The sequence below is a fragment of the Bombella apis genome, assembly GCF_018221685.1.
Lineage (GTDB): Bacteria > Pseudomonadota > Alphaproteobacteria > Acetobacterales > Acetobacteraceae > Bombella > Bombella apis.
Genome location: NZ_JAGJTM010000005.1, coordinates 215,903 through 239,715 on the forward strand (window position 1 = coordinate 215,903; position 23,813 = coordinate 239,715).

26 protein-coding genes and 1 tRNA gene are annotated in these 23,813 nt (G+C 59.5%); 9 read left to right on the forward strand and 18 right to left on the reverse strand.

What is annotated here, in order from left to right:
- Positions 1–56 precede the first annotated feature (56 nt).
- Positions 57–890 (forward strand): TerB family tellurite resistance protein, encoded by an 834-nt coding sequence (locus J8Z04_RS08070; protein WP_043558249.1) that lies wholly within the window; start codon positions 57–59, stop codon positions 888–890.
- 15 nt (positions 891–905) lie between these two features.
- Here the strand turns inward: J8Z04_RS08070 and J8Z04_RS08075 are convergent, their stop codons facing one another.
- Positions 906–2,528, reverse strand: coding sequence for a Do family serine endopeptidase (locus J8Z04_RS08075; RefSeq protein WP_232086370.1), 1,623 nt, complete (start codon positions 2,526–2,528; stop codon positions 906–908).
- Between the two features lie 113 nt (positions 2,529–2,641).
- Between J8Z04_RS08075 and J8Z04_RS08080 the strand changes: the two genes are divergently transcribed.
- From J8Z04_RS08080 to J8Z04_RS08095, 4 genes are all read left to right on the forward strand, one after another.
- The gene (locus J8Z04_RS08080) at positions 2,642–3,760 is read left to right on the forward strand and encodes an Mrp/NBP35 family ATP-binding protein (protein WP_192848425.1); all 1,119 of its coding nucleotides are present in this window, start codon (positions 2,642–2,644) and stop codon (positions 3,758–3,760) included.
- A gap of 42 nt (positions 3,761–3,802) precedes the next feature.
- Complete coding sequence (locus J8Z04_RS08085; protein WP_081562719.1) at positions 3,803–4,009, forward strand: hypothetical protein; 207 nt, start codon at positions 3,803–3,805, stop codon at positions 4,007–4,009.
- A gap of 93 nt (positions 4,010–4,102) precedes the next feature.
- Positions 4,103–4,177 (forward strand) — tRNA-Thr (locus tag J8Z04_RS08090).
- A 251-nt stretch (positions 4,178–4,428) separates the two neighbouring features.
- Positions 4,429–4,911, forward strand: coding sequence for a phosphate-starvation-inducible PsiE family protein (locus J8Z04_RS08095; protein ID WP_192848424.1), 483 nt, complete (start codon positions 4,429–4,431; stop codon positions 4,909–4,911).
- A gap of 88 nt (positions 4,912–4,999) precedes the next feature.
- Here J8Z04_RS08095 and J8Z04_RS08100 read toward each other — a convergent pair whose 3' ends face one another.
- The 12 genes from J8Z04_RS08100 to J8Z04_RS08155 form a co-directional block, all read right to left on the reverse strand.
- The gene (locus J8Z04_RS08100) at positions 5,000–6,844 is read right to left on the reverse strand and encodes a carbohydrate porin (protein ID WP_227449681.1); all 1,845 of its coding nucleotides are present in this window, start codon (positions 6,842–6,844) and stop codon (positions 5,000–5,002) included.
- A gap of 99 nt (positions 6,845–6,943) precedes the next feature.
- Entirely contained in the window at positions 6,944–7,789 is an 846-nt protein-coding gene (locus tag J8Z04_RS08105) for a hypothetical protein (RefSeq protein WP_192848423.1), read from the reverse strand.
- A gap of 95 nt (positions 7,790–7,884) precedes the next feature.
- Positions 7,885–8,274 (reverse strand): hypothetical protein, encoded by a 390-nt coding sequence (locus J8Z04_RS08110; protein ID WP_043558238.1) that lies wholly within the window; start codon positions 8,272–8,274, stop codon positions 7,885–7,887.
- A gap of 48 nt (positions 8,275–8,322) precedes the next feature.
- Complete coding sequence (locus J8Z04_RS08115) at positions 8,323–8,784, reverse strand: chemotaxis protein CheD (RefSeq protein WP_043558235.1); 462 nt, start codon at positions 8,782–8,784, stop codon at positions 8,323–8,325.
- The gene (locus tag J8Z04_RS08120) at positions 8,781–9,170 is read right to left on the reverse strand and encodes a response regulator (RefSeq protein WP_043558231.1); all 390 of its coding nucleotides are present in this window, start codon (positions 9,168–9,170) and stop codon (positions 8,781–8,783) included. The genes J8Z04_RS08115 and J8Z04_RS08120 overlap by 4 nt, the downstream gene beginning before the upstream one ends.
- 83 nt (positions 9,171–9,253) lie before the next feature.
- The gene (locus J8Z04_RS08125) at positions 9,254–10,297 is read right to left on the reverse strand and encodes a protein-glutamate methylesterase/protein-glutamine glutaminase (protein WP_043558228.1); all 1,044 of its coding nucleotides are present in this window, start codon (positions 10,295–10,297) and stop codon (positions 9,254–9,256) included.
- 4 nt (positions 10,298–10,301) lie between these two features.
- Positions 10,302–11,144 (reverse strand): CheR family methyltransferase, encoded by an 843-nt coding sequence (locus tag J8Z04_RS08130; protein WP_043558227.1) that lies wholly within the window; start codon positions 11,142–11,144, stop codon positions 10,302–10,304.
- Between the two features lie 10 nt (positions 11,145–11,154).
- A complete protein-coding gene (locus tag J8Z04_RS08135; RefSeq protein ID WP_227431512.1) occupies positions 11,155–11,682 on the reverse strand; it encodes a chemotaxis protein CheW in 528 nt (175 codons plus the stop codon).
- A 23-nt stretch (positions 11,683–11,705) separates the two neighbouring features.
- Positions 11,706–13,922 (reverse strand): chemotaxis protein CheA, encoded by a 2,217-nt coding sequence (locus tag J8Z04_RS08140; protein WP_081562773.1) that lies wholly within the window; start codon positions 13,920–13,922, stop codon positions 11,706–11,708.
- Between the two features lie 12 nt (positions 13,923–13,934).
- Positions 13,935–14,318: a response regulator gene (locus J8Z04_RS08145; RefSeq protein WP_043558224.1), complete on the reverse strand. Its 384-nt coding sequence runs from the start codon at positions 14,316–14,318 to the stop codon at positions 13,935–13,937.
- Positions 14,308–14,610 (reverse strand): hypothetical protein, encoded by a 303-nt coding sequence (locus tag J8Z04_RS08150; protein WP_192848422.1) that lies wholly within the window; start codon positions 14,608–14,610, stop codon positions 14,308–14,310. Before J8Z04_RS08150 ends, J8Z04_RS08145 begins: the two co-directional genes overlap by 11 nt.
- Positions 14,610–16,136, reverse strand: a complete 1,527-nt coding sequence (locus tag J8Z04_RS08155; RefSeq protein WP_043558218.1) for a methyl-accepting chemotaxis protein — start codon at positions 16,134–16,136, stop codon at positions 14,610–14,612. The genes J8Z04_RS08150 and J8Z04_RS08155 overlap by 1 nt, the downstream gene beginning before the upstream one ends.
- A gap of 439 nt (positions 16,137–16,575) precedes the next feature.
- Here J8Z04_RS08155 and J8Z04_RS08160 point away from each other — a divergent pair, with 439 nt between their 5' ends.
- On the forward strand, positions 16,576–17,229 hold the full coding sequence (locus J8Z04_RS08160; protein WP_154981160.1) for a hypothetical protein: 654 nt from the start codon (positions 16,576–16,578) through the stop codon (positions 17,227–17,229).
- A 44-nt stretch (positions 17,230–17,273) separates the two neighbouring features.
- Here the strand turns inward: J8Z04_RS08160 and J8Z04_RS08165 are convergent, their stop codons facing one another.
- The 5 genes from J8Z04_RS08165 to J8Z04_RS08185 form a co-directional block, all read right to left on the reverse strand.
- Positions 17,274–18,071 carry a MotE family protein gene (locus J8Z04_RS08165; RefSeq protein WP_081562775.1) on the reverse strand — a complete coding sequence of 266 codons (798 nt, stop codon included), beginning with the start codon at positions 18,069–18,071 and terminating at the stop codon, positions 17,274–17,276.
- A gap of 32 nt (positions 18,072–18,103) precedes the next feature.
- A complete protein-coding gene (flgC, locus tag J8Z04_RS08170) occupies positions 18,104–18,514 on the reverse strand; it encodes a flagellar basal body rod protein FlgC (RefSeq protein ID WP_043558212.1) in 411 nt (136 codons plus the stop codon).
- Between the two features lie 33 nt (positions 18,515–18,547).
- Positions 18,548–18,943, reverse strand: a complete 396-nt coding sequence (locus J8Z04_RS08175; protein ID WP_043558209.1) for a flagellar basal body rod protein FlgB — start codon at positions 18,941–18,943, stop codon at positions 18,548–18,550.
- Between the two features lie 25 nt (positions 18,944–18,968).
- Positions 18,969–21,722: a hypothetical protein gene (locus J8Z04_RS08180; protein ID WP_192848421.1), complete on the reverse strand. Its 2,754-nt coding sequence runs from the start codon at positions 21,720–21,722 to the stop codon at positions 18,969–18,971.
- Positions 21,723–21,848: 126 nt separating this feature from the next.
- Positions 21,849–22,091: a hypothetical protein gene (locus tag J8Z04_RS08185; RefSeq protein WP_192848420.1), complete on the reverse strand. Its 243-nt coding sequence runs from the start codon at positions 22,089–22,091 to the stop codon at positions 21,849–21,851.
- 214 nt (positions 22,092–22,305) lie between these two features.
- Between J8Z04_RS08185 and fliE the strand changes: the two genes are divergently transcribed.
- From fliE to J8Z04_RS08200, 3 genes are read left to right on the forward strand one after another with little or no spacing between them, the layout of a single operon-like run.
- Complete coding sequence (fliE, locus tag J8Z04_RS08190; protein ID WP_043558205.1) at positions 22,306–22,662, forward strand: flagellar hook-basal body complex protein FliE; 357 nt, start codon at positions 22,306–22,308, stop codon at positions 22,660–22,662.
- A 29-nt stretch (positions 22,663–22,691) separates the two neighbouring features.
- Entirely contained in the window at positions 22,692–22,967 is a 276-nt protein-coding gene (locus tag J8Z04_RS08195) for an EscS/YscS/HrcS family type III secretion system export apparatus protein (protein WP_043558202.1), read from the forward strand.
- Positions 22,968–23,813, forward strand: coding sequence for a flagellar biosynthetic protein FliR (locus J8Z04_RS08200; protein ID WP_227449682.1), 846 nt, complete (start codon positions 22,968–22,970; stop codon positions 23,811–23,813).

The following is a 23,813-nucleotide window of genomic DNA, read 5'->3' on the forward strand; positions in this document are numbered from 1 at the left end:
CGCCCTCCCCTGTCCCCGTGATAGAGTTTACAACCATGTGAACAGGGAGGGCATCGATGGCTTTCTGGGGGAAAATGTTTGGTGGTATTGCCGGTTTTGCCGCCGGGGGGCCGGTCGGCGGTCTTCTCGGGGCCATTCTGGGCCATATGAGCGATACGGACAGACTGTTGACCCCGCTCTCCGGCACATGGGGCGACCGTTTCCCCGCACGGGGGCAACCCGACCCGCATAATGCCGCCTTCTTCACCGCCGCAAAACTCTCTGCCCTGCTGGGAAAGACGGATCAGCTCTACGGCCTTGGTGTCGTCACGCTCTCCGCCAAGCTGGCCAAAATCGATGGCCCCGTGAACCGGGCCGAGATTGAAGCCTTCAAGACGGCCTTCCGGTTCCCTGAAGACAACCAGAAAGAGGTTGGCCTGCTTTTTGATCGGGCCCGGAACCGGACGGACGATTTCGAACTTTATGCCCGTGAGCTGGGGCGTGCCTTTGCCGACAAGCCGGAGCCGCTGGAAACACTGCTCAGCGTCCTCTTCCGCATTGCCAGGGCAGACCTGCCTGCCGGGGCCCCGCTGCATCCGGCAGAAATGGACTATCTCCGCCGGACGCACAAAGCCTTCCGCCTTTCAGAACGGGCCTGGGAGCGGGCCGAGGACGGCCAGCCCCGGGCTGCCTCCACATCATCAACGGCAGAGTGCTATCGTGTGCTGGGCATCAGTGCAACGGCAACGGATGGCGAAGTCCGGACACGCTGGCGTGTGCTGATCCGTGAACATCACCCGGACCGTCTTGCCCAGCGCCCCATGAGCGATGCTCAACGGAAAGCAGCACAGGAGCGTGTGGCCCGCATCAATGCCGCATGGGACCAAATAAAGCGGGACCGTGGCCTGTAAGGCGGGTCTGCTCCATCACGGCTGGGGTTGCTGTCCCCCCAATGGCACAGCCACCCAGCGCAGCCCCTCACCATCCTGCACCAACAGAAGGATATCCGTCCGCTTCAGCTCACGGGCACGGTCCAGCGCAGCCTGCAGGGCCTCCGGTGTATTGACCTCCTGCTGCCCGACCTGAAGCACCAGATTCCCTTCCGTCAACCCACGGCTGGCAGCGGGGCTACCCTCATAGACACGCATCACCAGCACACCCCTCTGGCTGTCAGTCAGGCCATACTGCGTCCGGGCCGCTTCATCGACCACGCCCAGCTTCACCCCCAGTTCTTTCAGGGTCTTTACCGGATGTTCCGGCGGGTGCGTGTCGGAAGGAAGGGGATCCTTCTCATCGGGGTTGCGCCCCAGGGTCAGATCCAGCGTCTGATAGCTGCCACGCCGCCAAAAGGTGAAATGCACCGTCTCTCCCGGTTGATACCCCGCCACGAGCCGGGGCAGGGTCTGGCCTGTCACCGGCTGACCATTCAGGGCTGTCAGAATGTCCCCAACCTGCAAACCTGCCTTCCGGGCCGGCCCATCCTTGCTGACCTCGGCAACGATGGCCCCCGTTCCCCGTTCTTTTCCGGGCACATCCGCTTTCCAGAAATCAAGGTCTTCTGCCATGTTGCGGGTGACATCCTGATAGCGCACACCCAACCAGCCACGCCGGACATGGCCTGTCTGCCGCAACTGGTTGATGATGCCTCGGGCATCATCCGAAGGAATGGCAAAGCCGATGCCGATGGAATCCCCACCAGACCCGCCATAAATCAACGTATTGATCCCGATGACCTCACCCTTCAGATTGAAGAGCGGGCCACCTGAATTACCGTGATTGATGGCTGCGTCCGTCTGGATGAAGTCGTCATACAAACCGTGATCGACATTCCGCTTGCGGGACGAAATGATGCCAGCTGTCACCGTGCCACTCAGACCGAACGGATTGCCGATGGCCAGCACCCAGTCTCCGATGCGGGCATCGTCACTATGCCCCAGCGGGACGGACGGCAGGGGCCGGTCTGCCTTCACCTGAAGGACGGCAAGGTCCTCCTTGCTGTCCCGCCCGACAATCCGTGCCGGATATTCCGTCCCATCCGACAGGGTCACGCTCACCTGCTGGGCATTGTCAATGACGTGATTGTTCGTCACCACCACGCCAGAAGGATCGATGATGAAGCCGGACCCCAGCGCCTGTACCTGACGGGCAGGGTGCCCATCCGCATGACGGCGGTGGAGATAGTCATGGAAAAACTTCTCGAGCGGTGACCCTGGCGGGAAAGGGGATGATTGCGGCCCGGACGGTGTACTGCCATCCGGCCCGTCCGGCTGCTGTTCATCAGGGTGGATCACGCTGGAGACGGAAATATTCACCACAGCAGGCAGGAGCCGCTCCACCAGTGCCGCAAAACCGGGCATCATGGCCGCCTCATGCGCAGCACGGGTTGTCACGCTCCCCCCCTGCGGCAGCTCTTCCCCCGGCAGGGTCGGCATCGGCACATCATCCTGCGCCCAGGCTCCACCGGACTGGCCAAGAATACCAGAAAGCACGAAACAGGACAGCCAGCGGGCCACCCTCATGCGGGAGGAAGACAGAAGAGAAGAAGACATGAATCGGCTCATGCTGTAGAATCTACTCCACGGCGGACCGGACGTCATCCTTCCAGCCAGCAAGTTTGTGTTTTTTTGCCTCATGAGGGGCGTTGCATGAGAGGTCCTGCCCCATGACAGCCACCGACATCTCTTCCCTGAAAGACCTCATCTCCGACTTTCTCACAGCAGAAGAGCCTGCACATCAGACCAGCATAGAAGCCCTGACACTGGAAGATGGCCATCTCCACCTCATTCTGCGGACAACAGCTAAAGGTGCGGCGTTCCTCCAGGACGCTCAGACGACACTGGAGGACAGGCTCAGGCAGCACCCCGCCGTCAGCAGTCTGACCCTGTCCCTCACAGCTCATCGCCCGGCAGGCCCCGTCCCCCGCAAGGCCGGTGCAGAAAGCGGGCACCGGCCTCTGGCCCTCGGGAAGCGACCCACAGGCCGCTCCGCCCCCCCAGAAGCCTGCTTGCCCGATGTGTGGGCCGTCATTGCCGTGGCGTCCGGCAAGGGAGGCGTGGGGAAGTCCACCACAGCCGTCAATCTGGCATGCAGCCTGGCCCGGCTGGACCTTCGGACCGGCCTGCTGGATGCTGACATTTACGGCCCCTCTCTTCCCCACATGCTGGGTGAAACCCAGAAACCTGTTGTCGAGAATGGCAGGCTGCGCCCACTGGAACGCTGGGGCATGGAGACGATGTCCATCGGCTATCTGGTTGACAAGGAACAGGCCATGATCTGGCGTGGTCCCATGGTCATGGGCGCCCTGACCCAGCTCATGAGTGATGTGTCCTGGGGGGCGCTGGATGTACTGGTGGTCGATCTGCCACCCGGCACCGGAGATGCCCAGCTGACCCTGACCCGCAAGCTTTCGGACAAGCTGAAAGCCGGTGGGGCCGTCATCGTCTCCACCCCGCAGGACATTGCCCTGCTTGATGCCCGCCGGGGTGTCACGCTGTTTGAGAAGACCGAAACGCCCGTGCTGGGGCTGATCGAGAACATGTCCTATTTCTGCTGCCCGCACTGTCAGGAACGGACTGACCTCTTCGGCCATGGTGGGGCCCGCAAGGAAGCAGAGGCCCTCAACATTCCTTTCCTTGGGGAAATTCCCCTGCTGCGGGATATAAGATGCAGTGCTGATGAAGGGACCCCTCTTGTCCTGCGTGACCCGGATCATCCTGCATCACAGGCTTACAGAGCCATTGCCCGCACCCTGAAGGATAGACTGTTTCCCTCTTCGTGCTGACCGGCAATCCTGCCCACCTCTTTGACCAACCCACGGAAGCCCATGCCGACTTTCTGCCATCCCCGTTTCTTCCTCCTGACAGGCCTTGTGCTCTCCCTGCTCAGCATGGGGGGCTGTAACAGACCCAACCAGGCTATCGGCCATCGTGGCCTTTCTTCTGATGGCTATGGCTTTGTACAGGATGGCCCTGTCCTTGCGCCCCCAGCCCATCTCATGCAGCACCAGAAGCCCGCCACCACGGGCCGCTGACCTGTCCGGCTGTTTCCTGGCCGGGATTTTTTCCCCACTCCCCTGATTTTCCACTTGATTTCTGGAGGGAAAAATGAGATGTACGGCCCCGTTGCCGGATTAGCACAGTGGTAGTGCAGCGGTTTTGTAAACCGAAGGCCGGGAGTTCGAATCTCTCATCCGGCACCACGATTTTCCCTGAAAATAGGCCGTTCCCCAGTGCTTCATGCCTGACGCATGTAGTATGTAAGACGCTGCTTTCCGTCCCCTACCCGACACGAAACCGGGCCCCCCGCGACGCACAGGCAGACGCCCCGTCGGCATAATCATGCCAAAGGAGGCGGAAGCGTCCTGCTGCACCTACCTTTCTCCCTCCCATCAGAATGAAGTAAAAGCAGCACAACATTATCCATCCCCACATCAAAGGCATCCCCTACTCCATGAAAAGCACCCTGCCCGGCTTCGTCACACTGTCCCGCCTGTTCGACATGTTTGAAGGAGCGGCCATGCTGGTCCTGTCCATCTGCATCACGCTGGTGGCCTGCCTGGGGCTGCTGCATGTCGTGGTGGCAGTGGCAAAGCTCATCATCCATGCCGGCCTCAGCCCCACGGAGCCTGCCATATTGCAGGAAGTCTTCGGGCTGTTCTTCACCGTCCTGATCGCCTTGGAATTCCGTCACTCCATCCTCGTTCTTCCCGGTTCGGAATCACAGGGAATGATCCGCATGAGGTCCGTCCTGCTCATCGGCATGATGGCAGCCGTACGCAAGTTCATCGTGCTGGACCTGAATGGCGTGAATGTCCGTGAACTTCTGGCGCTTTCAGCCGCTGTTCTGTCACTCTCCACCGCTTACTGGCTCGTCCGTGGCAAAGCCATGACCCGCACGGACCCTACGCCTCAGCCTCCTCCATCCAACCAGTAAGCCCATAAAAAAACCCCTTTCCGGCCTGTGGCTGGAAAGGGGCCCGAGCCTCCTGCTTCCCCTTTGCATCGGGAAGCAGGAAGCGCCATCAGAAGAGCTGGATGTGGGACTTGAAGCCCAGCATGGCGGCATCCTTCAGGACACGCTGCATCCCCGGATGGAAGTAATACTGGAAATCCGGCGCAAAGGTCACACCCCGCATGACATGGATGCGGTAGGTGGCCTCCAGCGTGCTGCCCCAGCGCTGCACACCATAAGACCCCCACAGAAGCGGCGCCCCGCCACTCGCATAATAGGCGGTCGCCCCCTCCGGAGCCATCCCATGATCCACCTGGAACCGCTGCGCAGCACGGGTATAGCTGCTGGAACCGGTATAGGAGAAGGAAACACCCACCGTATCCAGCGGGCGGGCTGGCCAGAAGCCCGTATCCACAAGACCGAATGCATACATCTTGCCACGCATGGCTGTGGCTGGCTTGTTCCAGTATGCATCAAAGAAGGCCACCAGTCCCCCTTCTGGCGTGTCCTGTGTCTTGTTCTTCATGATCATCTGGTCCGCTAGGAACCACATGCTCCAGTTGAAATTGCGACGGATGCCCGTACCGGGAACCTCATCGCCCACCCCCTGACAGGTCGGGCAGTTGGGGATGGTCATCCGGGTCCGCCATGCATTGCGCCGATTGGGAGGACTATACACACCAAGATAATGGTCGGACGTATCCGGGGAGAACCCAAATTTGTAGTGACCCGGCAGCTGCTGTTTACCAAACTCAGGCTCCCAGCCAACCTCGATCGGTGTCACGACCCCGCTGATGGTCCCGCCATTGAACTTGAACCCGCTACGATTCTGCTGCACGCCATAAATACCGCGCTCGGGAAAATAGACACCGACCTGGATGTAGGTACTGTCTGTAGGACGGCCACGAATACGGGCCCCCCAGCTTGACCCCGGATAGGATGACCGTGTGTACGTATCCGTAACGGCCTTGGGGTTTCCGCAGAAAGCGTTGTTCATGAAGTTACAGTAGATCGGGCTGATGGCGAAGTCCGAATCCATGGACATGCGGCCTGCTGCGATATTCAGCCGTCCACCCCAGAGAGTCTCCTCCCCGTAGAAATAGACGAGATGGAACGCCACGTTACCACCACCACCATAGATTTCCTGGCTGGGGTTCACATTGTCGCCAAACATCCTGCTGGCTGGAATACCGTAACGGCCTACGCCAATGACATGGGTCTGGAACCCGGGGATCCCGGCCAGCTTGTACCAGTCAATGTCATTCTCGAAACCATACTGCCCCGTATTGGAGGACCCCTGCCTCAACCCCAGCCCTTTCCTCGGAGAGGTGATGGCACCAGAAAATTCATTGGTGTTGTCCAGCAGGACGACCACACCACGGTCCCGCAGCCACTCATTCCAACGCATTTTCTGGAAGAGTGCTTCTGGCCGGGGCAGCGGCGGCCCATCATTATTGGTCGGATCCCCTTCATGCAAAGGAATGTTCACGCGCTCGAGCAGCTCACGCCCGTTCTCACCGAACACACCGAATTCTTCCGTCGGATAATTGGAATATGGCCGACGCCGCAACCCCATGTCATGGATATAATGGGCCGCCGTCTTCTCGGCATCCACTACCTTCGGTTTCTGCACCACGGATACCTGCTGGACAGGTTTTCCGTCCCGTGTAAGGATGACCTGTCGCTCTGGTGCTTTCTCTGTCTGCTTTACGACGGCAGGTGTCTGCATGGCATGAGACAGGGCACCCTGGGCCGAATAGAGCAGAGGCTGACCTGCCCGGCTGCCATCAGCGGCCATCGAAGGCGAAGCCCCAAAAGACATTGCCGCCACGGATGGCAGCAGAACAGAGCAGGCCCCCACACGGGACCTGTTTAAAAAAATACGCAGAATAGTCAGCATGGAAAACGCTGCCATATTCCCACTTCTCCCCAACAACTGGCCCGATTGCACAAAACACACCGCAAAAGTGGCCCCGTCACTTCTTATAGGGAAAATCTGACGAAAAAAAGTAGCTCATACAGCCTGCTTGCTCTGAAAGAAATCAAGTGACCTGCTGAGCACATCACGGCACACCCGCTCGGGACAGCCGGCTGTCTTGAGGATATGTTCCTCCGGACAGAAGGCAAGCATACGCGCCACCCTGCCCATCATGCCAGGGTACAGCCCCATATAGGCCTCCACCAGACATTTCTTTGGCAGAACCGCCGTACTGCTACAGGCCGGGGCTGAAGGGCCAAGCTTCAGCAGTGCCAGATTTTCCATGACGATGCCACAGATGGCCAGACGCATCTTCTGCAACGCCCGGGCTGACAGGACGTCCATTCCGTACAGCCACGTCACCAGAACATTGACCCAGACACCCAGGGAAAGCGCTTTGACATCCAGCTTCGTCAGCTCATAAAAGCCGCTGCTGGTCTGGCCGGGCAAGGTATCCACAAACCATGAAGCAAGGTCAAAACAGGCTGCCAGCCGCCCGATGTTCAACGCTTCTCCTATGGAACAACGCTGGAACATGCTGGCAGGGATGAAAGAAATGACAATCTCATCCACCTCCCGCACCAGGGGAGGGTGATGACGCAGGATCGAATCATAGACACTGTCATTGCCGCTGCCATCTCCCTGGCCGACAAGACACCGTTTCTCCTGCCCCAGTCCGCCCGTGCCGGGAAATGGCCATTGCCCCTCGAGAAGGACAGGGAGCATCTGTACACCCATCCCTACAAGCCCTGCGGATTCATGATACCCGGCCAGAAAACGTCTGGCCGGCCCCGCAACGTGGCCATGCGGCTGAAAAACGGCACCCCGGGCGGTTTCGGCAATGACGCCAATAAGATTCGCCCCCTGTCCCCTCCCTGCCATCAGCTCTCTCCAGATGCTCCGATGCGGCCAGCCACAGCTTGAGGTACCACACCGGATAACCTTGCCCTACTTGGCACATAGAACATAGGTCAGGGTCAGAACAAGGTAAAATTGCCCCTGTCTTCTTTCAGGTCCGCCGTCTGGCCATACCGCAGCATATCCCTTATCTGCGAAAGCTTTACACCCGCCAGAACGGTACCCATCCCATAACGGGGATTGCCGATCTCCGGAGCCGCCTGTTCCACCTGCTCCAGCACGGTACGGACGGCTTCAACCTCCTGTGTCAGGGCATCAAGACTCTGGAGCCGTTCCATCTGCCCGGCATCCAGCTCTCCCGTGCCGACATAATCTGAAACGACATCCTGAACATCCGAGAGCCGACCACAGACATCATCCAGAATGGCCCCCAGCCTCTTCATCAGCACCGAGGCCCTTATGCTGTCTGCCTCCCCGACAGGCTGGGTTCCTGTATCTTTGGGCATCATCTTTCTCTCTCCATACCGGCCTCTCCCATCATCACGACCGGTCGCCGGTCAGCACAGGTTCTGAAGAACTTTTCCTGTCGTTGGCCAGAAACGGATACGCCGCACCTGGTTGCCACCAAAACTGTAAGACACACAGCGGATCTCCTCCCGCCGGAAATAATCCAGAAGAAAACCGACATTCTCCTGACCAATGTCACTGGCAATGGACAGCACGGCCGCTCCACCAAACGCCTTGCACTGGAAACGCTCCCGCACGCCCCCTGCCTTCATGAGCCCGGTTTCCAGCCCTTTCATGGCGTTTACCCCGTACAGATAGGCAGCTGCATCCATGCTCCCCATGCAGTCCTCTCCGGGCAGAAGGAAATGGTTCATACCCCCTACCCCTGCCTGAAGATCATACATGCAGACTGAAATGCACGACCCCAGCAACGTGCCGAACACCACGCCGGGGTCATCCGAAATGGCGATTTCGCCCTGGATAACAGTCGTGATCTTCAGCAGGTCCGTCACCTGATAGGCCCGAAAACTTTCTCCAGGGTTTCCTTCAGCTTGGCGACCGTATAGGGCTTGGCCAGAAAATTGTTGACCCCCGCCGCAACGGCCTTCTGCACCAGCCCGGCATTTGCCTCACCTGTCAGAATGATGAACGCCAGTTTGGCTGTCTTCGGGTTGGAGCGCACGGCCTCCAGCAGGGCCAGCCCATCCATGCCCGGCATGTTGAAATCTGAAATCACGAGATGGATGGGGTTGGCCTCCAGATATTCCAGAGCCTCCTTCCCATCCTTACGCTGCACGACCCCTTTGAAGCCGAGCGCCGCCATGTGGCTGGCCAGAACCTGCCGGATGGAGGCCTGATCATCTACAATTAAAGCGCGAATCTGAGATGCGGACGGCATTTATGAACCTTTCTGCCTTCTGATAATCACTCTTTGTCAGGATGGCCTGACATCAGGAACGCCACGTCAGGCGTTCATCTTTCCTAGTGCAGGCCCATGGCCAGGCCGGGAATGTCCATCAGGGAGCCAACCTTTTCCACAGCTCCCAGCTCGGCAGCGACACGAGGCATACCATAGACGACCGAGGAGGCCCTGTCCTGCCCTATGGTCCGTGCCCCGGCCCGCCGCATGGCCAGCAACCCTTCTGCACCATCCTGCCCCATGCCTGTCAGGATGATCCCCAGTGAGGTCCTACCTGCCGTCTGGGCAATGGAATGGAAGAGCCTGTCCACCGATGGCCGATGACCACCAACAGGCTCCCCAGACCGCAACCTTGTGAAAAGCCGTGGGGCATGTCCCTCCAGCACGAGATGGGCCTCCCCACCGGGAGCAATACGGACCATGCCGGGAGCCAGCATCTCCCCATCCTGCGCCTCGGCAACGGAAAGCTGCGGGATCAGGCTATCCAGACGGGCAGCAAAACTGGACGTATAAAGCGAAGGCATATGCTGGCATATGACGATGGGCGGACTCTTGGCCGGGAAGTCTTTTATCACCTCTTCAACAGCTTCCACCCCACCGGTGGAAGAGCCAATCCCCACCACATCGAACGGTGTCCGCCACGACGCCGTACCGCTGCCTGCGACAGGCTCTGTCCGTACAGGCCGGGGGCCCGGGGTCGCCTGCCGGTGGCCGGGCTGATAGCGGGCGGCTTCCAGCACGATCTGCCCCAACCCGGCAAAGGCTTCCCCGGCCCCGCCCTGCTTGGGAAAACATTCAAAAGCTCCCATCTGGAGAGCCGTGATGGCCGTATTGGCCCCCCGTGTGGTCATGCTGGACACCATCACCACCGGGATCGGCCGCAGCCGCATGATCTTTTCCAGAAACTGGAGCCCGTTCATGCCCGGCATCTCGATATCCAGCGTGATGACATCAGGCTGGTCGGCGATAATGAGGTCCCGTGCCTCGATGGGGTTCGATGCCATGCCAATGACATCAATCTCGGGATATTTGAGAAAAGAGCGCCTTATCAGCTCTCTGGCGGTTCTTGAATCATCCACTACAAGAACCTTGACCCGTTCTTTCATGGCCTCAACCCTTTTTCATGTAGATTGTCGGCGCCACAGCCTCGAGATGGCACTCCCTGATGCAGTCCACCCGCTCGGAATGACCCACATAGAGAAATCCGCCCGGCACCAGCCGTTCGGCAAGCCGCTTCCACAAGGCATTGCGGGTTTCGTCATCGAAATAGATCACGACATTCCGGCAGAAAATGACATCAAACTGACCTTTGAAAGGCCAGTCCCGATTCAGGTTGAGCTGCCGGAACGTGACAAGGCGCCGTATCTCCCGTGCCATGCTGAACTGCGCCATCTCCACGGGTTCCATGTAGGCATCCCGCCAGCGCTGCGGCACACTCTGCACCTCCTCGCCGGGGTACTGGCCAATGCGCCCTGTCTCCACCACTGCGTGGTTGATGTCCGTTGCCAGAATCTTGAGATCCATCCGCAAGGCATCCGGCAGCTCCGCCATGATGGACATAGCCATGCTCCATGGCTCCTGCCCTGTCGAACAGGCTGCCGACCAGAAACGCCCCCGCCCTCCGGCACGCAGTTTCTGCCCCAGCTGGGGCAGGACATGCGTCTCCAGATGTTCAAAATGACTTTTCTCCCGGAAGAACTGCGTCACATTGGTTGTCAGAACACAGATGAGCTCCTTCAGCTCCTCCTGCCCCTCCCTCATGCTGACGTAATCCAGATAATCACGGAAGGACGCCCGCCCGGTAGCACGGATGCGCCGGGACACACGGGAAAACACGAGACTGCGCTTGGAGATGGGCAGACTGATTCCTGCTTCCTGCCGGGCGATCTCCTGCACACGCCGGAAATCAGCCTCCGAGTAGGAGAAACCGCCCTGTGGCTCCATGTTCATCATCAGCCTGCCCTCATCCTGCGGCCGTACCGACGGCCCCATCTCCCAGCAGGCGGGTCAGAACAGTATCCAGCCGCAGGATGCGGATGACACGCTCCCCAATGCTGACAAGACCACTCAGCTCAGCTGCACCACCATCAACGGAAATGGGCTGTATCTCATCCAGGGCAATCTCCGTGATGCCGATCACACTGTCCACAAGCAGCCCGCATGTAGCACGGTTCTGGCCATCCTCAATGATGATGACCACACGCCGCTCATTGTCGGCCTCCGGCACGGCCCCCAGATAGTTGGCAAGATTGACGACCGTTACGATATTGCCGCGGATATTGATGGCCCCTTCCACATAGGCAGGGCAATGCGGCAGGTAGGTCGGGTCTTCGAACTCCCTGATTTCCTTGATGCTCAGGATGGGAATGCAGTATCGCTGGTCCCCCACGGTGAAGATGATCATCTGCTCCCGTCCCCCGGAGGGAAGGGCCGAAGCCCCGTTCACCTGTCCGTCTGTCTGTTTCTTTTCTTCCAGAGACATAAGATCCATGACTTTCTTTCCTGACCTGCCTGTTATGCTGCCCGCTCTGCGATGGCTTCCAGCGCGCGGGTATCAACACGTTTCGTTGCGGAAACAATCAGTGTTGAAACATCAAGAATGAGAGACACGCTGCCATCCCCAAGAATGGTTGCAGCCGAAACACCCTTGATCTGGCGGTAATTCTTCTCGATGCTTTTGATGACAACCTGAGCCTGGTCGCGGACACCATCCACCACCAGCGCTGCCCGGGCACCAGCCTCGTTCTCCACGACAAGGACAATCAGCTGCCCCTCTTCCCCGGCACGACCCATGTGATGGGTCTCTTCCTGCACACTCTCAACCTCCGGGAGGGTCAGCTCGTCTCCCAGATAGATCAGCGGGATGCAGCGCCCCCGCACGGAAACGACATGACTGCCATCCGGAATGGTGTACACATCATCCTTCAGCTGCACCGTGACAAGTTCCACAACGGATGATACCGGCACAACCATGGTGGACCCACGGCACTCGATGAGCATCCCATCCAGCACGGCGAGGGTCAGCGGCAGGCTGAGGGTGAAGAGTGTCCCCTTGCCCTGCGTGCTCTTGATGTTCACACGCCCACCAAGATTCTGGATGGCCTGCTTGACCACATCCATCCCGACACCCCGCCCCGAAAGGTCGGATACGGTTTCAGCGGTGGAAAAGCCCGGAGCGAAGATCAGCTCGTTGATCTCATTTTCCCCGAGCGATGCCCCGGAGGGGACAATCCCCCGTTTGATGGCTGTCTGAAGGACACGCTGGGTATTGATCCCACCGCCATCATCCCTGATCTCGATGAGAATGCGCCCGGAACGGTGACGGGCGGAGAGCCATATCGTACCCTGAGCCGGTTTCCCTGCCGCAAGACGGGCCTGCGGGGTCTCAATCCCGTGGTCCACCGCATTGCGCAGCATATGGGTCAGCGGATCCGTCAGGTTTTCGATAAGGGTCCGGTCAACCTCTGTCTCCTCCCCTTCCAGCACGAGCGCCACATCCTTGTCCGCCAGGCTGCTGGCCTCCCGCACTACACGCTGCATCCGCTGGAACACGTTGCGGACAGGCTGTGCACGGATCGCCATGACGGCTTCCTGAATATCCCGTGTCAGTGTCTTGATGACAGCCAGCCGCTTGAGCAGTTCCGGGTCATACAAGGCTCCCTCCCGTGTCAGGGCTGATTCAAGAGAGGCCTGGCCAATGACCATCTCCCCGACCATGTCCATCAACATGCCGATCCGCCCGATATCAACACGGATGGAAGCGTTCTGCTCCCGCTTGCGCCCCGATTTTGCCGGAGCAGCAGGAGCGGCGGCCTGTGCCTCACTTTCCACGGTCTCGGCAGGCACGGGAACCGCCGGAGCCATCTCCTGGACAGCCGGACTTTCCACAGCATCCGCCTCGACCGTATCGTCAGTCTGCTCCTCACGGGCAATCTGAAAATCGCAGACATCACCAACCCAGTCGAAGACGGCCTGGATATCATCCTCGGCCGTGCCGCCCGGGGGTTCCGGCAGACGGACCGTCCAGCCCAGGCAAGCCTCCTCAGGCGCCAGCTCTGACAGCACGGGCAGGTCCTGCGTGTTGCAGGTTACATCCATGGCCCCGGCATCTTCGGCCGGCAGCAGCTCCTTCAGCCCCAGCAGAAGATTCCGGGCGTCATCGCCACGGCTGTACAGTTCAGCCTGTGGCCGGAAGGTCACGACCAGCTTCGGCCGGGAAGATTCACCGCCCTCTTCGGCTGGCTCATCAAAATCGAAGCCACCCAGATCTACCGTCACAGGGGTAAAATCTTCCGGAACAGGGGTTTCCCCCACGTCAGAAGCAGCGGGGGCATCCCCCCCTTGACCGATGATCGCCTCCAGCTTGCGGACAGTCTCGTCTATCCGCCCGCCATCAACCTCATCCCCGGCCTGTTTCGCCTCGGCCACCAGATCACTGAGAAGGTCCATCGCCAGAAAGAACGTCTTGATGATGGCCGGGTCCGGCTCCACCTGACCGGACCGCAGACCATCCAACGCACTTTCATAGACATGGGCAAAACGGACGAGACGGTCCAGACCGAAGGACGCCGCTCCACCCTTGATGGAATGTACCGCCCGGAAAATGGCATTGATGGTTTCCTGACTGGACTCCTCCGCAGAAAGTTCACCCAGCCCGCTTTCCAGCTCGGGGAGCAGCTCATCACATTCCTCAAAGAATATCTTGAGAATATCATCCATGACGTCGCCCATATCCACGCTCCCTTACGCTGTAACCCGCCGGATGGCCCATACGAGCTTCTCGGCATTGAAGGGCTTGGCTATCCACCCCGTAGCCCCGAGGGATCTGGCCCGGTTCTTCTTCTCCTCATCCGTTTCGGTCGTCAGGCAGATGATGGGAATACTGGAGAAAGCCTCCAGTTTCCGCACCGCCTCGATGAACTGGAAACCGTCCATCCGGGGCATGTTGATGTCCGTGATGATGGCCTGCGGCATGGGGTCCGCCTGCTGCAGCACCTCCAGCCCTTCAACACCATCACCCCCCTGGATGACATCATAACCGGCCTCACTGAGGGCCTTGCGCAGGACACCCTGCATGGTGCGGGAGTCATCAACCGTCAGGACTCTCACCTTCGGTTCATCCGTCATGGCGGCTCTCCTTCTCATCCATCGATTCCAGAAGCTGCTGCTGGACACCAAACAGCGTGAAGGCTTCCGCTGCCTTGTCAGAACACGGGCCAACTTTCAGCCCGCTGGCCAGAAGGAGCTGAAGGCACAGCCCCCCGACATAATCGACCCCGGAAGCATCCAGCAGTGGCGTCGTCCCTTCTGCCGCTCCGATCTCCTCCAGCAGAAGAGCCTTCAGCCCTGCCGCCGCACCGGTATCCAGACGCTGCGGCAGAGAAATGAGGGGGGTTCCCTCCTGTACTGCCGCCGCCATCAGAAATGATCCCAGCCTGCTTCATCATCAGAGTGGGTCGGCAATATCTTGCCATCCTGCTGGATCTCACCACGCTGGCTGCTCAGCATTGGCGTGCTGCTCTTCGGCTGTGTCTGGGCAGCTGTCTCATTGGGAAGGGCCGGACGCTCATGAGAAAGCTTCAGGCTCTGGCTGGAACCAATGGTGAAAGTTGCCAGTGTCTGACGCAGCTTGACGGTCTGGGTGGTCAGGTTATGGCTGGCTGCCGTGGATTCTTCGACCATCGCCGCATTCTGCTGGGTCATGCCATCCATGCTGCTCACAGCATCGGAGACTTCTGCCAGGCTGCGGGCCTGTTCCTCAGTCGCCTTGGAGACAACCTCCACCCGATCCGCCAGAGCTTCCGTCCCTTCTTCCACATCCTTGAGCAGACCGCTGGTCCGGGCCACAAGGCGGACACCCTCCTGCACATGGGCTGTGGCGGTTTCCAGCACGTCACGGATCATGTCAGCCGCCTTGGCGGACTGCTCTGCCAGGGACTGGACCTCCTTGGCGACCACAGCAAAACCACGTCCGGCTTCACCGGCACGGGCCGCCTCCACACTGGCATTGAGTGCCAGCACGTTGGTCTTGAACGCAATGTCACTGACAGAGCGTGTGATCTGCACGATATCATCAGACGAGGTCTTGATGGAGTTCATCGCCACGCTGGTCTGTTCCATCCCGTTAGAGGCCGTCTTGACCTTTTCCAGCGTTGCCTTGGTCTCGCTGCTGGCATGGGAACAGTTGCTGGCCGTGACCTTGAAGCCGGAAGCGATCGATTTGACAGAAGCCGTTACCTGGCCAAGGCTTGCGGCCTGACGCTCCGTACGCTTTGCCAGATCATCTGATGCCGTGGAGATTTCACTGGCCCCGTTGGCGATCATGTTGGAGCTTTCCGCCACGACGGACAAAGCGCCGCCAAGGCCTGTCAGGGATTCATTGAAAGCCTCCCGCACGGGACCGAATTCACCATCAAACAGGGCACTGGTAATGCGGATGGACAGATTGCCCTGTGCCAGAAGCTGCATGACACGGTTCAGCTCTTCCACGACGGCATGTGTGCGGGCCTCACGCTCCTTGAGCTTTTCCGTCGTTTCCAGCGCCTTGTTCACAGCCTCGCTGTGCGCCTTTTCTGCTGCCTTCTGCTCCTGGAGGCTCAGGGCGAAAGAGGCCAGCATCCGGCCAACGCGTCCAACACAGTTTGTCCTGTTCTCATACAGGCTGAGATCAGGACTTTCACCACGGCTCAGGCCCATACCCATTGCCGTCAGCTTTTCAATGGGTTCGGTCAGGGCCTTGGTAAGGAAAAACCATACGGTCCAGACAAGCACCATCCCAAAGAGAAGTGTTGCCATATTGATGATGGAAACACGGCTGAAGATGCCACTCTGAACATAACCGACACCCTCCACGAGAAGCTGCACGGCGAGATAGAGCTCGATGGCCAGCATTGCCACCCGTACCTGCACGCGGAACGGAGCTGACTTATACAACCAGTTGAACATGAAAACGTCCCATCCCTCTAGAAATTTCATTCCTTCCGTCAACATGACCAAAGGCTTGGCTGATGACAGAGACTCAAGACATGAATTCTAAAAAAGACCATGCAAATGCATGGTTTAGACTTGATTATGCCCAAAACATGATGAAATTTTTAACGGAATAAAAGACATTTTTTTGAAAACAATGAATAAACTATCAAAACTTAACCTGTTTTAAGGGTAAATCTGTATTTTATTTACTATCGACAGCTGTAAGATCACATGACTCCGGTCATGATCCCACAGCTTCAGATTGCTGAATTGGCACACCTCCCCGAGGAACTGTAAAATCGTGCGGACGTATTTTCTGCAGAACACCATCACAACTGCTTTATGACCTGATGTTGTTCAGAATTTTACGATATGGGATCAGCCTTTCACCAATCCATCTTTTGAGACCAGCATGAAAAAACAGAAAAAGTGCCTCCCCAAACCCCTCTGCACCATTCTGGCCCTTGCGCTGCTGCTCCTGCCCGGCGCAGGCCGTGCAGGGTCCACAATTCAGGATGTCCGTGATACGGTCCGGGTCATTCCCATCAAGCTGGACACGGAAGCGCAGGTTCCCATCCAGAAAGGGGAAGTCCTGAAACTTCTCAAGCTCTATCACGACAATGCCAATGCGTGGTCATGGAACGAATATCTCGCCTTTGAACCCTGCCCCCGCGAAGCAGCCCTTCTCTGTGCCGTGCCTTTCCGGGACACGCAGGGAAAGGAGTACAGCCTGAGAGATGCACCACATGACGGTGAAGATGCCCTGACCACCGTTGGTTTCTACACAGTGCAGAGCGCACAGGGACGATGGAACCTGTTCATGATCCGCATGGAACGGCCTCTGGGGGATTCAACCTACGCAAAAACGGAAACAACAGCCCATGTCAGCCTGTTCAGGCTGGCTCCCCATGACACAGACGGGGCCACGCCGGAAAATAACTACTTCGAGGAAATCGCTACCCTGCCCATGGGCGGATACTGCAACAGCACGGTAGCTCTGGCCTCCTTCCTCAAACAGCCTCTCCCCCCCGGCACAGCACCCGATGGCTGCATGCAGGGCCAGTAAGACACATCACAGCTCCCTCCCAATGATCACGGAGGGAGCGAACCTCACGGTGCGATGTTGGAATCGATCGGACTGTTCATACGGTTGATCGTATCGGGACTGAGCTTGCGGATGCCCGCCAGATACTGGGAAAGAATGTTGGCACGGTCGGGCTGCATGTTGCCAATAACATCCGAAATCCGGCGGGGAATCATGTGCTGGGCCACAGGGACCAGCACCCGCATATCCAGAATATTGAACATGGCCGCCGCATCACGTGGAGGCATCTGCTCATAGATATGGGCCAGCCGAGCAATGCTCTGCTCGACATCCTGCCGGCGCTGCTCCTGCTGGGCAGAAAGTTCGGAAGCATTCCGGCCCAGTGCCTGTAATTTTTCGTCCAGCTCCTTCTGCTCCTGCTCGAGAGCCTTCTGCTGGTGCTGGAAACGTTCCGCCTCTCCCTGCATGGCCTGCCGATGCGAGGCAAGGTCGTCATTCAGCCCCCGTTCAGCCAGACGGACACGGGAATCAGGCTGTTCCTCATCAACCTGCCCGGTGGCAGGATCATCATCCGCAAGACCATTGGCTGGCGTCCAGCCCTGGAGGTGGTTCAGAAACAGGCGCTGCCTGCTGGGCCGCACTGTCTCTGGCGCTTTCACACCCGCAGGCGGCGGTGCAGGTACCGCCTTTGCAGCCTTGCCCTGCGGGGCGGCCTCCCCCGACTTTCCATGAGCTGTCTCGGTCTGGGCAGAAGAACTGCTGATCTGTGCCGCAAGGGAATGAAGATTCAACGCCAGCAGCACCGTCATCAGGCAGGAGGCAAGATTGGTGATCCTGCTCAGGGAGAATCCCTTTTTTCTCATGGATCTGACATTCCCTCTCATGGCGTTCTTCCTCAATCCTTCATCAGATTGATGGCCCGTGCCAGCATGGACCGGGTCACCTGCATCGTATTGAGATTGGCCTCGTAAGAGTGCTGGGCATCGTGACTGTCCATGATCTCCACGATGGAGCTGACATTTGGCATCTTCACATAGCCCTGTTCATTGGCCGCCGGATGGGCCGGGTCATACCGCATCTGGAAGTCGGACTGATCCTCCCCGACAGAACGGATCGACACACTGGAAACACCACTCGCACGGTCCAGTGCTTCCCGGAATGTCACTGTCTTGCGGCGATACGGGTCAGCCCCGGGCGATGCACCCGTCGTCTCCGCATTGGCAAGATTCTCGGCAGCAACCCGCAGGCGGGCTGTCTGTGCTCTCATCCCGGCCGCTGAAACACCAATCGTGTCGGAAAAATCCATCCTCTCCTCCTCTCTCCTTTACCGCACCACGACTTACTGGCCACTACCACCAAGGGCCATGCCGTAAAGCCCCATGTACCGGCCATATACTGTAGTGGCGAAACGCTGCTGATCACTCGTCTGGGCGATTTTCCCCAGCTCGTCCTCCAGCACCACACGGTTGCCATCCAGCGAGGCCCGACCGCCCTGCCTGCGGGCATGTGTTTCCCCCGCAGGCCCCAGCATGTGCCCCGGCTGTGTACGCGTCAGCGCCACGGCATGGGCAGTCTCCAGAACACCCTGAAATGGCGAAACATCCTTCGGGCTGTAATGAGGCGTGTTGGCATTGGCGACGTTGCCCGCCAGCACGGATTCACGATTCTGGAGCCAGCTCATCCGCCGCTCGGCCAGGTTCAGAAGGTCCGTCCCGCCCGTATGTGTCACACTCATCCCACGTCACTCCTTCCTCATGCGCTCACTGTGCCTGCTGGGCCGATACAAGAAGACGGAACATCCGTCCGGCATCACCCTCAAAAGGCCGATTCCCCACACGATTGCGTATCCACTCCAGCGCACCTGCATCTCCGGCCCGGGAAGCATCCGATGCCAGCCGCAGGGCAAGAAGCTGCTGGGACACCGTCATGTCTCCCTGCGGTGGCAGAAGCTGCATCACCATGCTGCGCAGATCCGCCACGGCAGGAGACCATTCTTCCCGATTCTCATGGATATGGGCCCGTATGTCCGCTGCCTGCGGGTCCTGATCCGCTCCCAGAAGATACAGGGCGACCTCCGGCTTGCCCGAGGCAGCCGCCATACTGGCCATGAGACGGGTCCGGCGTGCCGTTTCCTGTGGGGGCAGGGACGCCCCACCCGTATCCGCCAATGTGGCCGAGGCCTTGTCCAGCTGCCCCCGTCTGATCTCATTCTCGGCCAAGGCATCCCCGGCAGCAGCCCGGTCCTGCGGGTCTGTCATCATGGGAATGGCCGTGTTCATGGCATTCCCGGCCTGTTCCTCCAGCCCCAGCCGGCCAAGCAGCCGCCCATAGGCCAACAGCAGGTTGCCCTTCTTTGCGCTGGCCGGGAGATCCTGCATGTGCGCCTTCAGCAGGGCGGCTTCATGCAGCAGGGTGGCCTCATTCTGCGACCCACCACCATCAGGCCCGGGCAGCCCCTGAACAACGCCCGACAGCGCTGCGGACAGCAGGGCCTGCATCCTTGCTTCATCATGAGGCGGTGCTGCCTGACGGGCCTGATCCAGCGCCTGAAGAGCGGCTTCCCACTGATGGGCCCGTATATCGGCCCCAGCCCGCAGCATGTTGACAATCCCATCACGACCAGACAGCCGGGCATCTGGCAAAAGCGACGCATATTGCCGGGCCGCTTTTTCTGCCGGGAGGTGCCCGTCCCGCAGGCTCAGGGCCACACCCTCTTCCATCGCCTTCTCGGCAATGACAGGGTCATGATCCACAGAGAGGGCCTCCAGCAGGCTGGTGGCCTTCTTCTCATCCCCATCCCGCAGAGCACGCACGGCCTGAATGAAACGGAATTCACTGCCCTCTGGCAGGGAATCCAGCGCCTTGCGGTCCGCTGGCGTGCCACGGCGGGCAATGAGTTCCGCCGCCATGGGCAGCAAAGACGCCCGCAACGGCTCCGGATAATTCAGCAGACGTGGCATGTCCCGGGCCAGCAGCCGGGCCGCCTCGGCGTCATTCCCCCCGGCGGCGGCCTCATACAGGCCCTGCCACAGTTTTGTGGCCCGCATGGCCTGCTCCGGCCATTCCTGCATCAGCTGGGCCGCACCTTTCATCCGGCCTGCAAGCAGGTCAGTCGCCGCCAGAAAAAATCTTACATCCGGCCGGAAAGCTTCTTCCGGGTCATCTTCCAGAGCGACATCCATGATGGCCCGTGCATCGGGGAAGGCACCAACACCCAGAGCAGCACGGGCTGCGTCCAGCCGTTTGCCAAAACGTTCACCAGGGGATGAATCCGCTGCCGCCACAAGAGCCTGACGATAACGCTCCTGCGCCTGTGGAGCGGCAAGATGTTTCAGGCCAAGCCAGTTCAGGTCCACATCACTGGCGTAAACGGCCCGGTCCATATCAGCCAGAGGGCGGTCATCAGCCCGCTGGAGCAGGTCTCCCTGCATGATGGCCCGCATGACCACCTGCGGCGGCTCATGCTGGGCAATCACCACGCCTTCCATGGAAGGCCAGACATCATAATCCCTGCCCTTGCGCAGGGAGAGCAGGCCGCCATCATCCAGTGTCGTGGTCCCCACGACCAGAGACGTGCCTGATGCCGGGTCCTTGATGGAAAAGACACGTCCCGGCCGCCGCATGGGGAACAGGAGGCCACCCCCCCGCAACCGGGGCGTGATCTCCGGCCTGTCCGTATAATCCATGCCCGGCGGTGGCTGATCCCCTAGCACCCATCCATCACTCTGCTGGGAAAGGTAAAGCTGGCGCGTATCAGGCACTGGCAGGCTGATCATTGTCAGGTCAGGCAGGGTTGTCACACCCAGGCGGCTGAACATGCCATCCCCACGCAGGGCAGAGACATCCATGGGCTGACGGGCATCCACCAGAATGATGAAGCGGTCTCCACTCTGATAAGCCGCAATGCCCATCTGCCCGGGCACGGGAATCAGAATCCTGTTGCGGGACGGCGCAGATACAGCCGGTTCGTTTCCCGCTGGCTGGGAAGGCACAGCCAGCCCCGGTTTTGCAGCATCTGCCTCACGCCCCTCCGCCTGTAAAAATTGATGAAGGGACTGATCCCTGTGCTCCGCCCTGTGATCAGCTGAAGGCGCCTCTGGAGGTGTTTTCTGCGGGGGCGCCCCACCCTGGGCAGCACCAACACCAAGCACATGCGCCCCCCACCCCGCAGGAACCCCCTGCAAAAGCGGATCGCCTGCTTTCACATGGTCCTGCACCTGCAGGGGCGGCGGCACGGCAGGGCGCCCCCGCACCTGATGATGCGGAGAAACGGGACGGGGATGGCCATGATGGGGATTCGCCTGGGACTGCCTGTGCTCCGATGCTGGCTGAGAGTGTGACGTACCAGCTCCAGCCGAGGCCTCATCCATGAAGGGTGAAGACGTCCTGGCGGGCCCCTGCGCAGCCAGCGCCGTACCCGACAGCCACATCTGGCTGCCCACCACAGGCCCACCCAGCATGATGAGACCGGCAACACCACAGCCGGCCCTGCGCCAGATTCCATCGCCTGCCATGGCTTTAGAGACAGCCTTATGAACAGCGCATAGCATGGTGCTGCACCCCTTCATGCTCCTTGATCCGTTCCCGCATCCCCTATTTTCACGCAGAGCGGAGACCGCCCTGCATGACATGACTGGCCATCAGGCCAGAAGATTGACGAAGCTGGCCGTGGCAGAGTTTTTACGGACTCCTTTGGCACTGGGCACGACCTGACCCGTAGCATCGAACTGCATGGAGACCTCCGCCCCATTGCTGCGCTGGGAAGAAACCTGCACACGGCCTGCCTTCTCCGACATGGCAGCTTTACGCATCTCATTGGCCTGCTGGGCTGTCTTGACCCGCATGGCTGAAGCGATTTCGGAAGCCACTGATGCGTCTGACATGATTCTTTTCTCCCTGATATTTCATTCTGCAACACTCAGATGGCCATTCTGATACCGAATACAGAAGGAAAAACAAAGCCATTTGCAGACGTATATATGAAAATAACCTTACATAAACCTTCTGTTAAAAGAAAAAACATGGCGTTATGCCGAAATGGCTATTACAAACAGGCCACCATCATACCCATGACGGAAAGGAGGCCATAACCAGCCCATGTCCCTATCCAGCATTGCCAGTTCCGCAGCACAGAGCTTCGATGCCGGGCAGGCCTATGGCCGGGCACAGCAGCTCAGCCAGACCAGCAGCCCCGCCAGCGCAGGCCCTGCCGACGAAACAGAAAGCACCGATGCCGTTTCCAGCTTCAGCCACGTGCTGGACAACGCCATCCGGGGTGCCATCAACACAGGCAAGGTCGCCGAGAGCCAGACCGCCCAGGCACTTTCCGGCAAAGGCAACATGTCCGATGTCGTCGCCTCTGTCGAAGAAGCCAAACTGACACTCCAGACGGTCACCACCCTGCGGGACCGCTTTGTCAGCGCCTATCAGGATGTCATGCGGATGTCCGTCTGACCGGCACGGCAGGAAACAGGAGGACACCCATGGGTCACGCTGTTGATGTTCAGGAGATCCTGCGTCAGACACTGCTGGTTGCTGTCAAGCTGGGAGCTCCTTCTCTTCTGGCGTCCCTCCTGGCCGGGCTCTGTGTTTCACTGTTCCAGGCCATGACACAGGTCAGTGAGGCCACGCTGTCCTTCGTGCCGAAATTCATCGCCGCCATGGCCACGCTGATCCTGACAGCTTCCTTCATGCATGCCACCATCCATGCCTATGCGGAAATGATCTTCGACCAGCTCATCAAGGCCGGGGGAGTGTGAATGCTGTCCCTCTCCGACTTTTTCGGCTCGCCTGACCTCGCTGCCCCTCACGGATCGCTGGCCGTACTGACGGGCATGTTTGCCATCATTCTCTGCCGTGTCAGTGCGGTTGTCATGCTGGCACCAGGGCTGGGTGAAAGCGGAGCACCAGCACGGGTACGGGCCGGCCTCTGCCTGGTAATCACGCTGGCGCTTCTGCCCGTCCTCCAGCAGCGCCTGGTAGCCGTGTCAGGGGAGGCCCTGCGGATGCCCGCCATGGCTCTCCGACTGATTGCCGGGGAGCTCCTCTGTGGCTTCTTCCTCGGGATGCTGGCCCGGCTGCTGACCATGTCGCTTGCCATTGCCGGGCAGATCATTGCCGTCTTCACCGGCATGGCCAGTGTCATCCAGACAGACAGCCAGCTTGGGGCCTCCAGCACAGCCGTCAGCCACATGACAAGCGCTCTGGCGCCCATCATTCTCTTTTCCACCGGTCTGTACGCCCTGCCCCTGCTGGCGCTGTCCGGTTCCTACACGCTTTTCCCGGCGGGGCATGTCACAGCCATGATCGTCGGAGACATGGCCACCGACATGACACGGGCTGTCAGCACCAGCTTTCTCATTGCCATGCAGCTGGCAGCCCCCTATCTGCTGTTGGGCACCCTCTGGCCAGCCATGCTGGGCGTGCTGAACCGCCTCATGCCCTCCATACAGGTCTATTCCCTGGCCATTCCGGCCCAGATTCTGGGAGGCATCCTGCTCCTGGCCCTGCTGATCCAGATTCTGACAGGCACATGGGCCGAAAAGATGCAGCTCCACCTCTCCACCCTGCCAGGTCTCATCGCTCCCGCCAGTCCTCCGGTCTGA

What these genes read in the sequence shown, in the direction of transcription:
- J8Z04_RS08070 (WP_043558249.1), top strand. Translation starts at nt 57, where the DNA reads ATGGCTTTCTGGGGGAAAATGTTTGGTGGTATTGCCGGTTTTGCCGCC.
- J8Z04_RS08075 (WP_232086370.1), bottom strand. Translation starts at nt 2,528, where the DNA reads ATGTCTTCTTCTCTTCTGTCTTCCTCCCGCATGAGGGTGGCCCGCTGG.
- J8Z04_RS08080 (WP_192848425.1), top strand. Translation starts at nt 2,642, where the DNA reads ATGACAGCCACCGACATCTCTTCCCTGAAAGACCTCATCTCCGACTTT.
- J8Z04_RS08085 (WP_081562719.1), top strand. Translation starts at nt 3,803, where the DNA reads ATGCCGACTTTCTGCCATCCCCGTTTCTTCCTCCTGACAGGCCTTGTG.
- J8Z04_RS08095 (WP_192848424.1), top strand. Translation starts at nt 4,429, where the DNA reads ATGAAAAGCACCCTGCCCGGCTTCGTCACACTGTCCCGCCTGTTCGAC.
- J8Z04_RS08100 (WP_227449681.1), bottom strand. Translation starts at nt 6,844, where the DNA reads ATGGCAGCGTTTTCCATGCTGACTATTCTGCGTATTTTTTTAAACAGG.
- J8Z04_RS08105 (WP_192848423.1), bottom strand. Translation starts at nt 7,789, where the DNA reads ATGGCAGGGAGGGGACAGGGGGCGAATCTTATTGGCGTCATTGCCGAA.
- J8Z04_RS08110 (WP_043558238.1), bottom strand. Translation starts at nt 8,274, where the DNA reads ATGATGCCCAAAGATACAGGAACCCAGCCTGTCGGGGAGGCAGACAGC.
- J8Z04_RS08120 (WP_043558231.1), bottom strand. Translation starts at nt 9,170, where the DNA reads ATGCCGTCCGCATCTCAGATTCGCGCTTTAATTGTAGATGATCAGGCC.
- J8Z04_RS08125 (WP_043558228.1), bottom strand. Translation starts at nt 10,297, where the DNA reads ATGAAAGAACGGGTCAAGGTTCTTGTAGTGGATGATTCAAGAACCGCC.
- J8Z04_RS08130 (WP_043558227.1), bottom strand. Translation starts at nt 11,144, where the DNA reads ATGATGAACATGGAGCCACAGGGCGGTTTCTCCTACTCGGAGGCTGAT.
- J8Z04_RS08135 (WP_227431512.1), bottom strand. Translation starts at nt 11,682, where the DNA reads ATGGATCTTATGTCTCTGGAAGAAAAGAAACAGACAGACGGACAGGTG.
- J8Z04_RS08140 (WP_081562773.1), bottom strand. Translation starts at nt 13,922, where the DNA reads ATGGGCGACGTCATGGATGATATTCTCAAGATATTCTTTGAGGAATGT.
- J8Z04_RS08145 (WP_043558224.1), bottom strand. Translation starts at nt 14,318, where the DNA reads ATGACGGATGAACCGAAGGTGAGAGTCCTGACGGTTGATGACTCCCGC.
- J8Z04_RS08150 (WP_192848422.1), bottom strand. Translation starts at nt 14,610, where the DNA reads ATGGCGGCGGCAGTACAGGAGGGAACCCCCCTCATTTCTCTGCCGCAG.
- J8Z04_RS08155 (WP_043558218.1), bottom strand. Translation starts at nt 16,136, where the DNA reads ATGTTCAACTGGTTGTATAAGTCAGCTCCGTTCCGCGTGCAGGTACGG.
- J8Z04_RS08160 (WP_154981160.1), top strand. Translation starts at nt 16,576, where the DNA reads ATGAAAAAACAGAAAAAGTGCCTCCCCAAACCCCTCTGCACCATTCTG.
- J8Z04_RS08165 (WP_081562775.1), bottom strand. Translation starts at nt 18,071, where the DNA reads ATGAGAAAAAAGGGATTCTCCCTGAGCAGGATCACCAATCTTGCCTCC.
- flgC (WP_043558212.1), bottom strand. Translation starts at nt 18,514, where the DNA reads ATGGATTTTTCCGACACGATTGGTGTTTCAGCGGCCGGGATGAGAGCA.
- J8Z04_RS08175 (WP_043558209.1), bottom strand. Translation starts at nt 18,943, where the DNA reads ATGAGTGTGACACATACGGGCGGGACGGACCTTCTGAACCTGGCCGAG.
- J8Z04_RS08180 (WP_192848421.1), bottom strand. Translation starts at nt 21,722, where the DNA reads ATGGCAGGCGATGGAATCTGGCGCAGGGCCGGCTGTGGTGTTGCCGGT.
- J8Z04_RS08185 (WP_192848420.1), bottom strand. Translation starts at nt 22,091, where the DNA reads ATGTCAGACGCATCAGTGGCTTCCGAAATCGCTTCAGCCATGCGGGTC.
- fliE (WP_043558205.1), top strand. Translation starts at nt 22,306, where the DNA reads ATGTCCCTATCCAGCATTGCCAGTTCCGCAGCACAGAGCTTCGATGCC.
- J8Z04_RS08195 (WP_043558202.1), top strand. Translation starts at nt 22,692, where the DNA reads ATGGGTCACGCTGTTGATGTTCAGGAGATCCTGCGTCAGACACTGCTG.
- J8Z04_RS08200 (WP_227449682.1), top strand. Translation starts at nt 22,968, where the DNA reads ATGCTGTCCCTCTCCGACTTTTTCGGCTCGCCTGACCTCGCTGCCCCT.